Annotated in this window: 7 protein-coding genes; 3 read left to right on the forward strand and 4 right to left on the reverse strand. The window is 62.7% G+C overall.

Annotated elements, in window-relative coordinates:
• Window positions 1-19: 19 nt before the first annotated feature.
• From KY459_11635 to KY459_11650, 4 genes are all read right to left on the reverse strand, one after another.
• On the reverse strand, window positions 20-3031 hold the full coding sequence (locus KY459_11635) for a PAS domain S-box protein (protein ID MBW3565367.1): 3012 nt from the start codon (window positions 3029-3031) through the stop codon (window positions 20-22).
• A gap of 103 nt (window positions 3032-3134) precedes the next feature.
• Window positions 3135-3794 carry a hypothetical protein gene (locus tag KY459_11640; GenBank protein MBW3565368.1) on the reverse strand — a complete coding sequence of 220 codons (660 nt, stop codon included), beginning with the start codon at window positions 3792-3794 and terminating at the stop codon, window positions 3135-3137.
• Between the two features lie 9 nt (window positions 3795-3803).
• A complete protein-coding gene (locus tag KY459_11645) occupies window positions 3804-4937 on the reverse strand; it encodes a DUF4388 domain-containing protein (protein MBW3565369.1) in 1134 nt (377 codons plus the stop codon).
• 4 nt (window positions 4938-4941) lie between these two features.
• Window positions 4942-6096 carry a cysteine desulfurase gene (locus KY459_11650; protein ID MBW3565370.1) on the reverse strand — a complete coding sequence of 385 codons (1155 nt, stop codon included), beginning with the start codon at window positions 6094-6096 and terminating at the stop codon, window positions 4942-4944.
• A gap of 223 nt (window positions 6097-6319) precedes the next feature.
• Between KY459_11650 and KY459_11655 the strand changes: the two genes are divergently transcribed.
• The 3 genes from KY459_11655 (at window position 6320) to KY459_11665 (ending at window position 13807) form a co-directional block, all read left to right on the forward strand.
• On the forward strand, window positions 6320-8689 hold the full coding sequence (locus tag KY459_11655; protein ID MBW3565371.1) for a VWA domain-containing protein: 2370 nt from the start codon (window positions 6320-6322) through the stop codon (window positions 8687-8689).
• Window positions 8689-11211: a VWA domain-containing protein gene (locus tag KY459_11660; GenBank protein ID MBW3565372.1), complete on the forward strand. Its 2523-nt coding sequence runs from the start codon at window positions 8689-8691 to the stop codon at window positions 11209-11211. Before KY459_11655 ends, KY459_11660 begins: the two co-directional genes overlap by 1 nt.
• A gap of 112 nt (window positions 11212-11323) precedes the next feature.
• Window positions 11324-13807 carry a VWA domain-containing protein gene (locus tag KY459_11665; protein ID MBW3565373.1) on the forward strand — a complete coding sequence of 828 codons (2484 nt, stop codon included), beginning with the start codon at window positions 11324-11326 and terminating at the stop codon, window positions 13805-13807.
• Window positions 13808-14062: the final 255 nt, after the last annotated feature.

A 14062-nucleotide genomic window follows, 5' to 3' on the forward strand; every position in this document is an offset into this window, starting at 1 on the left:
ACGACGGGTCCAGGCCACGTCACACCGGTTTCTTTTGATTGGCGGGGCGGTCCAGCAGGCGGGCGACTTCGTCTGCGAGCTCGACCGGATGGGCGGGTTTCCGGATGTAGGAGTCGAACCCTGCGTCGAGAGCCCGCTGACGATCCTCGTCGCGCCCGTATGCGGTAAGCGCGATCGCGGCAATCGAACGGAGCGGCTCATCCGGAGCATTCCGAACGGCGCGGATCAGTTCGTATCCGTCGCGATGAGGCATTCCGATGTCGCTCACGATCAGGTCGGGGATCTGGTCGCGGAGCCGCGACAGAGCTTCGTCGACGGATTCGGCGGTCGCGACGGTCGCGCCGCACTGCTGAAGGATCGTCGAGACGAGCCGGCGTGCATCACGCTCGTCGTCGACGACGAGAATGCTGCAGTGTCGCAGTCGTGGAAGACGCCGTTCGGTCTCCTGATGATCGACTGTGTAATCGTGTGGCAGCTCGTCCTTTTCGAAATGAAGAGCGGCAGTCGGGAGTACCACGCGGAAGGTCGAGCCCTTCCCGAGACCTTCGCTTTGAACCTCGACCTCTCCGCCGTGGAGCTCCGTGAGATGGCGGACGATCGCGAGGCCGAGGCCAAGACCTCCGTGCTCGCGTGAGGTGGAGCTCTCGGCCTGCTGAAATCGTTCGAAAACTCTCGGCAGAAACTCGTGAGCGATTCCGATGCCGTCGTCCTCGACCTCGAGAATGATCGACGAGCGATCCGAACGGAGGCGCACCTCGACACGGCCGCCCTTCGGAGTGAACTTGACGGCGTTGGAGAGGAGGTTCCAGACGATCTGGCGGATGCGGCCCTCGTCTCCTGTAGCGAGCGGGACCTCCTCGACCGACTCTCGGATCGTGATCTGGCGCGCGGCTGCCGCGGGAGAGATCCCCTGGACGGCGTCGTGCGTAATCCCCCGAAGGTCGACGGGTCCGATTTCGAGCTTCAGCTTGCCGGTGACGATTCGCGACACGTCGAGCACGTCGTCGATGAGCTCCGCCTGTGCGTCGGCGCTGGTCGCGATGGTACCGATGGCTTCCCTCTGGAGCTCCGGGTCGAGATCCTCGAGCAGGAGCAGCCGGGCCCAGCCGAGAATGGCGGTCATCGGCGTGCGGAGCTCGTGCGAGAGGGTAGCGAGAAACTCGTCTTTGGCGCGGCTCGCTGCGGCAGCGCCCTGATAGAGCTCTGCGTTCCGGATCGCCTGGCCAGCCCGTCTGCCGAGCTCGAGCGCGAACTCCAGGTCCTCCTCGTCGTAGCGGAGGCCGGACTCGGTCGAAGTCACCAGGCTGATCGCACCGAGTATGCGGCCAGGGGTGGCGATCGGAACGACAATGTAGGAGCGAAGCCCGAGCGCCTGGAGAATCCGGAAATGTTCCTCGTCACGGACCGCTTCGCGAACGAGGCCTTCGGAAATTTCGGAGATCAGCTCGGGCTCCCCCGTTCGGATCACGTTGACGACGCCGCGGGGAGAATCGGGATCGGTCGGATACTCCTTTTCGAGCCTTTGTGCGAGCTCGACCTTTTCCGGGTCGACGTGCTTGACCTTGAGGCGGGCGAGCTTGCCATCGGCGTCCAGGAGATCGATCACGCACCAGTCGGCGAGCGCCGGGACGAAGAGGTCGGCGACCTGGGCGAGCGTCTCTTCGTACTCGAGCGACTCGGTGAGAATCTTTCCCGCGGCGGCAAGTATCCGGATCCTCTCCTCGCCGCGTACCCGTTCGCTCACGTCCAGCGTCACGCCCCGCATGCCGACGGGTTTTCCGTCCCGGATAACGGGAACGGAGTGGGATTCGACCCAGATCGTGCGACCGTCCTTTGTGATCCAGCGGAACTCGTTCGGCGCCGTTCGCTTCCCCTCGAGAGTCTCTCGGGCGGTCCTCGCCGCCCGGTCGCGGTCTTCGGGATGGACAATCCCGAGCCAGAAGTTCGGCGTCGACAGCCATTCCTTTCGCGAGTAACCGAGGATGCTCTCGACCTGTTCGCTGACGAAGCTGATCGTCTGGGCCGGGTTATCGGGGTCGCCCCACGCCTCCCAGACGACTCCCGGGATCGAGGCGATGAGCTCGTCCATCCGATACCGGAGGCTGGCGGCTTCCCGCTCGGCCTCGCGTCTGGAGGTGATGTCGTGAATCGATCCGGTGAAGAAAGTGCTTCCGGCCTGCCGGAGCTCACCGAAGGTCACCGAAACGATGATTTCAGTTCCGTCCTTCCGAATGGCGGGCAACTCGGTTCCGTCCCATGCGATGTGGCGGCGTCCGGTCTCGAGATAGCGACGGATCCCCATTTCGTGAAGGGGACGCATGTGTGGCGGCATCAAATCCGTGAGCTGGCGTCCCAGGAGCTCGCCCCTGTTGTAGCCGAACATCGATTCGAGCGCGGGGTTGGTGGCGACGATTCTGCTCGAGGTGTCGATCGTGACGACCCCGATCGCGATGCTCTCGAGCACTGCCCGGTATCCTCCCTCGGAGTCGGAGAGAGCGCCTTCGAGACGGAGCTTTGCGATGAACTGACCGAGCTGGCGACCGATCGACCCGAGCGTAGCGAGCAGCTCGCTCTCGATCGATCGGGGGGAGCGGCTGTAGAAGTCGAGCGCCCCGATCGCGTGACCTCCCGCGATGATCGGGATCGCGAGACCCGAAACGATGCCCGCCAGGCGCGCATCGTGGCTTCGAACGAAGAGCTCGTCGCGTGCGAGATCGGGAACGAAGACGCTTTCCTTCTGCTCCACGGCGCGTCCGGGAAGGCCCGCTCCCTTCTCGAGTACCGCTTCACCGGTTGCTGCGCGGAGCGATTCCGCGCTTCGAGAATCCTTCTCGTGAATCCGTGCCGCACGAAGGGGTCCATCCCGGGTGGACAGCCATAAAGCTGCGATGTCCCAGCCGAGAAACTCGGTCAGCAGGCGAAGCAGGTCGTCGGCGACCTCGAGCAGGGTTCCGCCCGACGCGAGGAGCGACGAAACGGCGTTCTGAAGCTTCAGCCGTTCCGCCGCGGGGTTGTTCGAGTCGGTCGTCATCGTCGATCACCAGGGCGAGCGCTCGCGCAACTCGGATCGTCCCCGATTGCCGACCGATTGCAGAAAGCACGCCGCTGGGCGGATGACGAACCGGGCCCGCGCCTCAAGCGAAGCGTTCGCCCGAGTTCTCGGAACGAACGAAAAACGCGAGCGAACAGAGGAGTGTGAAGACGACCAGTCCGAGCTCGAGTGATTCCTCGATCGCGCGAGCCGGAAAGCTCGAGAGCTCGATTCCGAGGGCCCGAATCGGCCAGCTCAGTTTGTCCGCGATGAGAGCCGCTACGGCGAGCACCACCCAGTAGGCGGCGAATCTCGACCAGGCCGCGCCCGAGCGCCATGCGTCGGTGAACCGGGGAGCCCAGCGAATCAGCAGGATTGAAACAGCGAGAAGAATCGGGATGAAGATCAGGAGAATTGCGCCGGTTCTCTCGATCAGCGGCAGCTCCGGCTTGACGAGGTTGACCATTTTGGAAAGGTTCCATTCAAAGATCCGCTTGTTCGCGTCCAGCTCGCGAAGACCCGAGATCGCAGCGAGGTACCCGAGCGAGAAGCGGTCGAGCGGAGAACGTCCTCGGGGAATGAGGAAAACGGCGGCTGAGAGGAACCACAGCAGAGCGCTGGCCTGCTCGACGAGCCCGGACTCCTGGACGAGAGGAGCGTGCGGATATCCGCGGGCTTCCAGAAAAAGGATGACCGCCGTCACGACAATGAACAGACCGAGTGCGATGAGCAGAGATCGCGTTGCCGGAGTGGCTGAACGCATGCGGAAGATCTATCCGACCCGGATGGCTTCGATCTCGTTGCGGCGATTGGAGATGAACTCGAAGATCTCGTTTTTCCGTTCGGCAGGAAGGTGCTGGGAGACCTCGAACAGCTGCATGGACAACAGGTTGTTGAGTCCCTCGTCGAGCACGACTTTCCTTTCGCTGCCGGGCAGCTCGGAAATATTCGCCACGAGCATGTTCTCGTCGAAGCGTCCGGATTCGCCAAACCGGACTCCTTCCCAGACGGCATCGCGCTCGGTCTCGCTCAGGGCGGCTGCAAAGACGGTTCTCGCACGAGCATCACCGACCGCGTCGAGCAGCGCACTGTAGAGATGCTCGAACATGTCGTTGTACACGGATATGACTCGGAGCAGGTCGGGGGAGTCCTCGACGTCGAGAAACACGGGCTGGAACTGTTTCTGCTCGACTTCGTCGATCAGATGGGCAGTGAGCATCTGGTAGAGAAGCTGCCGGACCTCGAACTCGGTCATCTTCGACGCGATCCTGACGAGATCCCGGACGGATTTCTCGCCGTCGATCTGATCCCAGAGCTTCTGCTCCTTCTCGCCGAGATCGAGATCCTCGAGATTGATCTCGGCGCCCTGAACCTTGTCGAAAACCATTTTGTCGCTGGTGATGCGCTCGTCGATTCGTCCCGATTCGTCCAGTCGCCGGATCCCTTCCATGATGAGCATCGAGGTGTTGATCTGGAGCGTGATCTTCTCCTGAAGCTCCTGCTCGCTCTGGAGAAAGCGAAAACGCCCTCTGTCCCACGTGAAGAGCGAGAAGATGATCTCGAGCACCTGCGCCTTGACCCCCCACCAGAGATCCTTGGGAGAGAGGTAGCCGAGCTGGACGAGCACTCTCCCGTGTTTGACGCCCGGTTCCATCATCTCGCAGGACTTCTCGTACTGCTCCTGGGTGATTTTTCCGTTCCTGAGCAGAAACTCTCCGAGCGAATGGTCCGAGCTGTTGGAGTTGGCGAAGACGACCTCGCCGTCCTTCCAGAAGAGGGTGCGGTGCTCTGCATCGCGCTCCACGTGCAGGTCCCCCGACTTCCTGGTCATCGAGATGAAAGTGAGGACGTCCGGAAAATCGATACCCGAAAGATCGCCTTCGAAGATCGTAGCCGTCTCGCTCATCCGGTCACGTCCCTATTCTCGACTCCCGTGTGGAATCGGCGAGCCGGACAGCTGCCTCGACGAAGCTGGAAATTTCTTCCCGCGTCGTGAACTGGCAGAGAGAAATTCGGATCGTGCTCTTCGCATCCCTCTCTGATAGTCCCATGGCTGTCAAGACGTGACTCGCCTCGACCTTTCCCGACGAGCATGCGGAGCCGGCCGACACGGCGAAGCCTTCGATGTCGAGCCCGATGATCAGAGACTCGGAGTCGCAGCCGCCGAACGTCACGGAGCTGGTATTCGGCAGACGCTGCGCGGCGGCACCGCGGATGACGACGTCCTCGACACGATCGACAAGACCGTGCTCCATCTCATCGCGGATGGCGGCGACCTCGTTCATTCGCGCGAGCCCCTCTCTCGCGAGCTCCGCCGCGACTCCGAGGGCGCTGGCGAGCGGCGGGTTTTCGGTCCCGGCCCGTCGGCGGCGCTCCTGCGAGCCTCCGAGAATGTGCGGATGGAGCGTGACGCCCTTCCGGAGCCAGAGAGCCCCGATTCCCTTCGGTCCATGAAACTTGTGCCCGGACAGCGAGACGGAATCGACACCGAGAGCCCTGACGTTGACCGGAATTTTGCCGATCGCCTGGACGGCGTCGCAGTGGATATGGACGTTCCTTTCGCGGCAGGCTTCGGCGACTGCCGCGACCGGCTGGATTACACCGGTCTCGTTGTTGGCGAGCATCATTGCCAGGAGCCGGGTCTCGGGCCGGATGGCGGCCACGACGTCTTCCGCTCTGACGACGCCATCGGGTTGCGGGTCCACCCTGGTGACGGGCCAGCCTCGCCGTTCGAGATCCTGAATGACCGAGCGGACCGAGGGATGCTCGATGCTGGTGGTTACGATGTGGAAACGATCACTTTCGTCTAGTAGGGTCCGACCGAAAATAGCAGCATTGTTGGATTCGGTGCCGCCGCTGGTGAAGATGATCTCGGACGGTTCCCCTTCCAGCAGCTCGGCGACCCCGGCACGGGCTTCCTCGAGGCACTGCCGGGCTTTGCGTCCGGTGTAGTGAACGCTCGACGGATTGCCCCACGTCGACTCGAGCGCGGAGGTCAGCGTTTCGAGGACACGGGGATGAATTCGGGTCGTCGCATTATTATCGAGAAAGATGGTCATCGGTATCAGACGCTCGGCAGTAACCGGTTTGCAGAATTGCGCACTCGTGGCTGCCCTCTGTCTGGGCGTTGTTTCCAGTGCGACGATCGCTCCCCGGAGCTTTGGCGACGAGTCTAATTTAAAGCAAAAGACCGGTCCGCAGAAATCCCCCCCTCCTCTGCTTTCCCGCTCCGAGCGCCGCGAAAAACTGCGCCTCCTTCCGGAAAAGTACCACCAGTGGCTCGAGGAGGTGGAACCGATCATCACGCCCGCCGAAACCGATTCCTTTCTGCGGCTCGAATCGGATGCTCAGCGCGACTTTTTCATCGAGCAGTTCTGGATCGTCAGGGATACTGATCCGCGCACGGCTCGAAACGAGTACGAAGAGGAGTACCGGGAGCTTCTGCAGGAGGCCCGCAACAAGTTTCGCTATCTGAGCTCCGACAGGGCGAAGATTCTTCTCATTCACGGCCGGCCGGCGGAGACGTGGGACATCCGGACCTGTGATCAGTACTTTCAGCCGCTCGACATCTGGTACTACCCCTATCTGGAGGGAATCGGATCGGACGTTCTGTTTCTCTTCTACCTTCCCCGTATTGGTGCCGACTACCGGCTCTGGATTCCGATGTTCGGCCGCGACGGTATCGAGGATCTCAGGTCGCTGGACGCGGAGCACAGGGGAGGGGGAGGGATGGGCTTCCAGCGGGAGTGCACGAAGGGAGAGATCATCGGTGCCGCGATTGGCTGGGGGCTGTCGAACCGCGACAGATTCACGCGAATCTACGAACGTCCGGAGGTTGATGTCGAGTTCGCCGCCCGAACGATGCGGACGACGGTCATTCTCAATCCGGATGCCCCGGTCATCGATTCGAAGCTCGAGGTCGAGTATCCGGCACGCCGCGGTACGCGGACCGTCGTGAGGCTGAACACCGACATCGACCCGGCAGAGGTGAACGTCAAGGATCTCGGCGGGAATCTCTTCTACAACATCGATCTGATCGGTGAAGTGATCCGGAACGGGAGTCTCTTCGAGAACTTCCGGTACCGCTTCGACTATCCGGGGGAGGGAGTCACCTCGCGGATTCCACTTTCCGTCGAGCGTTTCCTCCGCCCGGGAACGTATACGGTGCGGCTGAAGATCATCGACATCAACGGCGCCGGGGAGGGGATTCTCGAGAGCGTACTCGAAGTCCCGGAAGTCAAAGAGGAAGTGGAGCTGACGGCCGATCAGCGGACGTCGGCGCGGAAGCTGGACGAGTTGCAGCAACAGCTGTTCTCCGGAGATGTCTCCCTTCGGATCCTTCCGCCGGCCGAAGGGATTCTGACGGGGCTGCTGCAGATCGATACGGTGGTGTCGGGAGAGGGGGTCGATCACGTCGAGTTCTGGCTCGATGACCGGAAGATCATGACCAAGCGTGAGCCCCCCTATACGCTCGAGCTCGACCTCGGTCCCGTCCCGCTGACACGCCGGCTGAAGGTCGTCGGGTACGACGCGAACGACGATCTTCTCGCCGGGGACGAGATCGTGCTCAATACTGGTATCGACCCGTATCGCGTGCATATCGAGTCGCCGCGGATCACCGCCAGAGCCTCGGGGCCGATGCGGATGGCGGTCGACGTCGAGACGCCGCGGGGACGGTCGGTCGCCTCGGTCGAGCTCTATGTGAACGAGGACCGGGTGGCGACGCTCTACGACCGCCCTTTCGTGCACATAGTCGACGTTCCCGAAGGTCTCGACTTCGGCTATCTCCGCGCAGTCGCCACGCTCGACGGCGAGAATGGAGAGAAAGCCGAGGATGTGGTCTTTCTCAATCGCCCGCCGAACCTGACCGAGATCGAAGTCCATCTGGTCGAGCTCCCGGCGACGGTTCTCCGAAACGGCCGGCCGGTCCACGATCTGCCGAAGGAGGCGTTCACGATCTACGACGAGGGTTCTCCCGTCGAGATCGCGAAGTTCGAGTACGTCCGTGACGTTCCCCTCTCGATCGGACTCGCAGTCGACTCCTCCGCCTCGATGGAGGCTCGAATGAACGAGACGCAGACCGCGGCCGCCGGGTTCCTCCGGAGCGTGCTCCGCCCCCGGGACCGAGCATTCCTCATCGGGTTCTCCAGCGTTCCCGTCATAGCCACCAACTTCACCTCCGATCAGCAGGAGCTCGCGCGGAGTCTCGCCTCGCTGAGGGCGGAAGGCCCGACCGCGCTGCACGACGCGATCGTCTACGCGCTCTACTCGTTCCAGGGAGTCGGCGGTCAGAAGGCGCTGGTCGTGCTGTCGGATGGCGCCGACACTTCCTCGAAGTTCGAGTACTCGCAGATGCTCGAGTACGCACGTCGCTCGGCGCTCCCGGTTTACGTGATCGGGATCGGGATTCCGATTGTCGAACGGGATTCGAGGGGGAAGCTCGCGGGTCTGGCTTCGGCCACCGGCGGTCGTGCATGGTTCATCGAGGGAATCGAGGAGATCGAATCGATCTACCGCGACATCGAGCGCGAGCTCCGATCGCAGTACATTCTCGGATTCTATCCACCTGACGAGGTCGAGTCGGGGGGTCCGTGGCGTCACGTGAGGGTTGCGGTCGAGGGAGGCGAGGTCAGGTCGATCCAGGGATACTACCCATGATGAAGGGCCTCACGGCCATGATCGTCGTCGCGGCTTTGTCGGTCCCGCTGGCTGCCAACCAGAAGGACCCGCAAAGCGAGAAGATCTCTTCGATCGACTCAGCGGGTGTAAAGAAGTTGACCAGCAGCGAACGAGCCGCGGCGATCGCGTCCCTCTCTCCGGCGCGTGTCGAAGAGTGGAAGACGCTGATGCCCATTCTCACGCCGGCCGAACAGGATGAGTTTCTCGGACTCGACGAGTCGGAGCGCGATGGATGGATTCTGCGGCTTCACACCCGGTGGGGCGTTTCGGCGAAGGAGCTCTCGAGCCGGCATCGTCGGGCGGAGTCGGTTCTCGGGAATCTCTCCGAAGCCGGTGACGCGGCAACACTCGCGCTTCTCGTAGGGCTTCCCGACCGGCGAACGACTCTGAACTGTCCTCCGTGGACGATCCCGATGGAGGTGTGGGAGTGGACCGACCGGAAAACGGCTGTGCTCCTCTACCTCACACCGGAGGGGCCGACCGCCTATCTGCCGGCCGAAGAAAAGCGGGGACGGTACGGAGCGGATGACCCGCGCGCCGTCCTGCTGACGGAGAAGGGAAAGAGTCTCGGAGCTCTCCCCGTTTTCGACGGGATTCCGGGAGAGCCCGCCGTCATCGAAAAGTGCGGAGGGGCGGCCGCCGTCACGCGAGCGCTCGCTGCCGACCTCGAGCTCGTCGAAGATCTTCTCGAACGTCGCACTGTCGAACGGAAAAGTGCCGCGAGCCGGGTCTCGGCCGAAGAGGCCGCGGGAACACCGATCCCCGCCTCGGTCACATTTCCCGGAAAGGTCGGATCGCGAACCAGCGTCGAGTGGACACTCGAGATTCCGACCGATCTCCTCGCGCATGATGACGAAGATGCCGCCGAAGGATACGGCATCGAAGTCGCCGGAACGGTTGCGCGGCGCGGCGAACCGGTCGACCGGTTTCGCTACGTCTACAGCTTCGACTCGGGGGATTCGATCCGGGCGAGCTTCGAGCGGATTCTCGCGCCCGACGACTACACGTACCAGATCGTGGCGAAAGAAAAGCGAGGGACGACGTTCGTCAGCCGGGGGGAAATTGAAGTGCCTTACATCCCCGCGGCGGAGTCTCCGGAGTCCGGGTGGGATGGCCAGCGGAACGAGCGGATCGCGCTGTACGAGCAGGAGTATCGCGCCGGCGAGACGCGTGTGCGACTGATACCACCGGGTCCGGGCTTTCTCTACGGACCGCAGAGATTCGATACCGTCGTCACGGGAGACGACGTCGCCGCCGTCGAGTTCGAGCTCGATGGAAAGAAGGTCATGACCCGTCGCCAGCCCCCGTACACGCTCGAGCTCAACCTCGGTGAGCTGCCGACGATGCGCAAGGTTCGCGTCACGGCCCGGGACGACTCCGGCCGGATCATCGCGGGTGACGAGATCGTGCTGAATGCCGGGATGGTTCCGTTCCGTGTGCACATCGTTTCGCCGCGTATTTCCGAGGGTGTCACTGGCGAGGTGCGCGCGGAAGTCGAGGTGGACGTTCCGCAGGGAAAGCGGCTCGACCGGGTCGAGCTCTACCTGAACGACCGGCACATCGCCTCCGGTTTCGAGCCGACTTTCGTTCAGAAGGTCGACCTGGGACCGGTACCGAAGATCGGGTATCTCCGGGCGAAAGCCGTCCTCGCTGACGACTTCGGGACCGCGGCCGAGGACGTCGTTTTCCTGAACGCGCCCCATCTGATCGAGCAGGTCGACGTCCGGCTCGTCCAGCTTCCCGTCACGGTCGTCCGATCGGGACGTCTCGTGCGCGACCTCACGGTCGACGATTTTTCGCTTCGGGAGGAAGGCTCTCCGCGATCGATCGAGAAATTCGAATACGTTCGTGACCTTCCTCTCTCCATCGGTCTCGCCGTCGACATCTCGGGATCGATGACTACCCGGATGAATGACGTGCTGAGAGTGGCGGCCTCATTTCTCGACCGGGTGCTCGAGCGCGGAGACAAGGCCTTCGTCGTTGCGTTCAACGATCGGGTGGAAGTGACTCAGCCGTGGACCGAGAACCTCGCCGGTCTGAACGCCGGCCTGTCGACGCTGAAAGCCGAGGACATGACTGCGCTCTACGACGCGCTGGTCGCCTCGCTCTACAACTTCCAGGGACTCGAAGGACAGAAGGCTCTCATCCTCCTGACCGATGGAGCGGATACCGCCTCCTACTTTTCGCTCGAACAGACCCTCGAGTTCGCACGCCGTATCCGGGTTCCCGTATACGTGATCGCGGTCGGGTTCGACCCGCGGGACCACAAGGTACGATCAGTCGTCAAGCGGATCTCACGAGAGACCGGAGGGGATTCGTGGTTCATCAAGGAGGTCGGCGACCTCTCCGACATCTACGACAAGATCGAAGAGGAGCTTCGCAGCCAGTACGTCCTCGGGTTTTATCCGAGCGAGGAAGCGATCAATGACGGCGGATTCCGGCGAGTCGAAGTGAAAGCGAGCGAGGGGAAGGCGCGGACGGTCGCCGGATACTATCCGTGAGCAGCGCGCGCGATGAAGCTCGACAGTTCCCGCTCCGGAAGTTTGAAGCGCCGGGCGGACGTTGGGATCGGCAGTGAGGTCGAATCGATTTTCACGATCCGCTCCTGCAGCGATGGCGCTCGCGCTGGCGGTCTTGCTCGTCGCGACTGCACTGCCGGCGTCGGCCGCGACCCCGGACGAGCTTCCCGAGCTCAGCCGGAAAGAGCGTCGCGAGAGACTCGACGCTCTCTCCGAGGAGTACCGACAGTTTCTCGAGGACGTCAACCCCATCATCACGAGGAGAGAGCGGGACCTCTTTCTGCTGCTCGAATCCGACGGCCAGCGGGATCTTTTCATCGACGAGTTCTGGCGGCGTCGGGATATAGAAGGGCTCACTCCCGGAACCTATAGGGACCGGTACTACGCGCGTCTGGCGGTGGTCGAGCAGCGTTTCCGGCACGTCGACACCGACCGGGCTCGGATTTATCTGATCCGTGGCGAGCCGGCGGCGATTCACGAGATCGAGACCTGTAGATATCTGCGCCCGATCCACGTCTGGGAGTATCACGACTCGCTCACGGACGACCTGCTCGTCTTTCTCGGATGGCCCGGGGACTTCCGGCTCTGGCACGCCATGGGGCAGGAGGACGAGGCACTCCTGCAGTTACTCAGCCCCGAAGGGGAGAGGGAAGGTGTCCGAAAAGTTTTCTACGCTCACCAGAACGGGTTGTTCACCGATCCGCCTCTGGTGACCCGATGCATTGGCGGCGACGTTCTCCTCTCGGCGATCGGGCAGACTCGAATGAGCGGCCACACGATCTTCAGGAACTTTCAGCCGGACCCGATCGACGAGGACTCGATCGATCGCCTGCTGAAGGGAATGGTGATCGAGCCGAAGGGAGGGTCGGCGTTCGAGGTCGATGTCGATGTCGACTTTCCGGGTCGTCGCGGAACGCGGACGATCGTGCGAATCGAGACGACGGTCCCGGCGAGCGCCTTTTCTCCTCTCCGGGTCGGAGAGCGTGATTTCAGACGGGCGAACGTGACAGGGGAGATCATGAAGGATGGGGATCTCTTCGACCGGTACGAGGCGCGTTTCGAGATCGAGGGGGAGTCCGATGAGCCGATGCGACTCGTGGTCGAGCGTCATCTCAGGCCGGGATTCTACGAATTGAGAACGAAGGTCGCCGATGCCGGAAGCGGCGGCGCCGGGATCTCGCGGAGCGCGATCGAGGTGCCCGAGGTTTCCGCGGAAGCGGGGCCCGGGAGCAACGTCGTCGAAGAGAGTGCCGCTCCGTACATCCGGCTGGCTGGCGAGACGCGCGGGATTCTGACGGGGAACCAGGTATTCGAGGCTGTGACGACGCCGGAGGTCGCCAGCGTCGAGTTTTTCGTGGACGGCGTCTCGCAGGGGACCAAGCGGGTGCGCCCGTTCGGTCTCGAGGTCGCGATCGGACCGGTCCCGCGACAGCGGACGGTGAAAGCGGTCGCGCGTGATTCCGACGGCGAGATTCTCGGAATCGACGAGCTTCCCATCAACCTCGGGGTCGATCCTTTCCGAGTCCGGATCGCTTCGCCCCGCTACGGGAAGGATCTGGACGGCAGGATCAGGGTCGAGGTCGAGACGACCGTTCCGAAAGCGCGAGAGCTGAGGGAGGTCGAGCTCTTCGTCGACGACGTGAGCGCCGGAGTCCTGAAAGAGGCCCCCTTCGTTTTTTACGCGGAGATCGATGGCCCCGGCATTCACATCCTGAAGGCGGTCGCGCGGGACACGGGAGAATCGACCACCGAAGACGTCGTGGTGCTGAATCCACCGCCGGGCGGAGTGCTCGCGATCGACGTTCGCTTCGTCGAGCTGATCGCCACGGTCACTCGGGCGGGAAGAGTCGAGACGGACCTCGATCGGGATGCCTTTCACGTCACCGAGGCGGGGAACGTAGTCGAGATCACGAAGTTCGAGAAGCTGACGAACCAGCCGCTCTCGGTGGGACTCGCCATCGATACCTCGGCTTCGATGGAAGGGAAGATCGACCGGGTGCGCGACGCGGCGAGCCACTTTCTCGATTCGGTCCTGACGCCCGCGGACCGGGCATTCGTCGTGACGTTCGACCGGCAGGTGTGGAAGCCGGTCGACTGGACGAGCGACTCCCGATCGCTCGCGTGGGCGCTCGCAGCGATCCGGCCGGAATCGAAGACCGCGCTGCACGACGCGATCGTCGAGTCGCTCTACAACTTCCACGGGGTCGACGGACAGAAGGCTCTGATCCTCCTCTCGGACGGACGCGACAATGCGTCGAAGTTCGCTTGGGATCAGGCGCTCGAGTACTCGAGGAGATCGGCCGTTCCGATCTACGTGCTCGGCATCGGGATTCCGGTGACGCAACTGGATGTCCAGATGCGGCTCCGCTCGCTCGCGGAGGCAACCGGAGGCCGGGCGTGGTTTTTCGATGACCTCGGGCAGCTCAGCTCGATCTACGAAGAGATTCAGCGCGATCTTCGCTCCCAGTATCTGCTCGGCTTTTATCCCGAAGCGCCGGACGGCGACCGGGACTGGCGCCCCGTCGAGATCAGGGTCGACGGCGCAGAGGTCCGGGCGGCTGCCGGCTACTATCCGTGAAGAGAAGAGTGAAGAGTGAAGAGTGAAGAGTGAAAAAAAAGAGTGAAGAGTGAAAGAAGGGTAAAGACCGGAGATCCTTTGCTTCAGTACCATCGGGAGAGCGAGGCGCCTGCCGAGCCGCACCGACACGAGCTTGCGCGATGAAACATTTCAGCTCACTGTTCTTCGCCGCGCTTCGCCGGCTCCTAATGAAACGACCACGAAATTGTTGGACTTTGGCCCTCTTGCAGCGCTTCGCTTGGGGTGATGTCCCAA

Source organism: Acidobacteriota bacterium, assembly GCA_019347945.1.
Classification (GTDB): domain Bacteria; phylum Acidobacteriota; class Thermoanaerobaculia; order Gp7-AA8; family JAHWKK01; genus JAHWKK01.

Excerpts from the sequence above, each read along its gene's own strand:
- KY459_11640 (MBW3565368.1), bottom strand. The coding sequence starts at position 3,794 with ATGCGTTCAGCCACTCCGGCAACGCGATCTCTGCTCATCGCACTCGGT.
- KY459_11660 (MBW3565372.1), top strand. The coding sequence starts at position 8,689 with ATGAAGGGCCTCACGGCCATGATCGTCGTCGCGGCTTTGTCGGTCCCG.
- KY459_11635 (MBW3565367.1), bottom strand. The coding sequence starts at position 3,031 with ATGACGACCGACTCGAACAACCCCGCGGCGGAACGGCTGAAGCTTCAG.
- KY459_11665 (MBW3565373.1), top strand. The coding sequence starts at position 11,324 with ATGGCGCTCGCGCTGGCGGTCTTGCTCGTCGCGACTGCACTGCCGGCG.
- KY459_11645 (MBW3565369.1), bottom strand. The coding sequence starts at position 4,937 with ATGAGCGAGACGGCTACGATCTTCGAAGGCGATCTTTCGGGTATCGAT.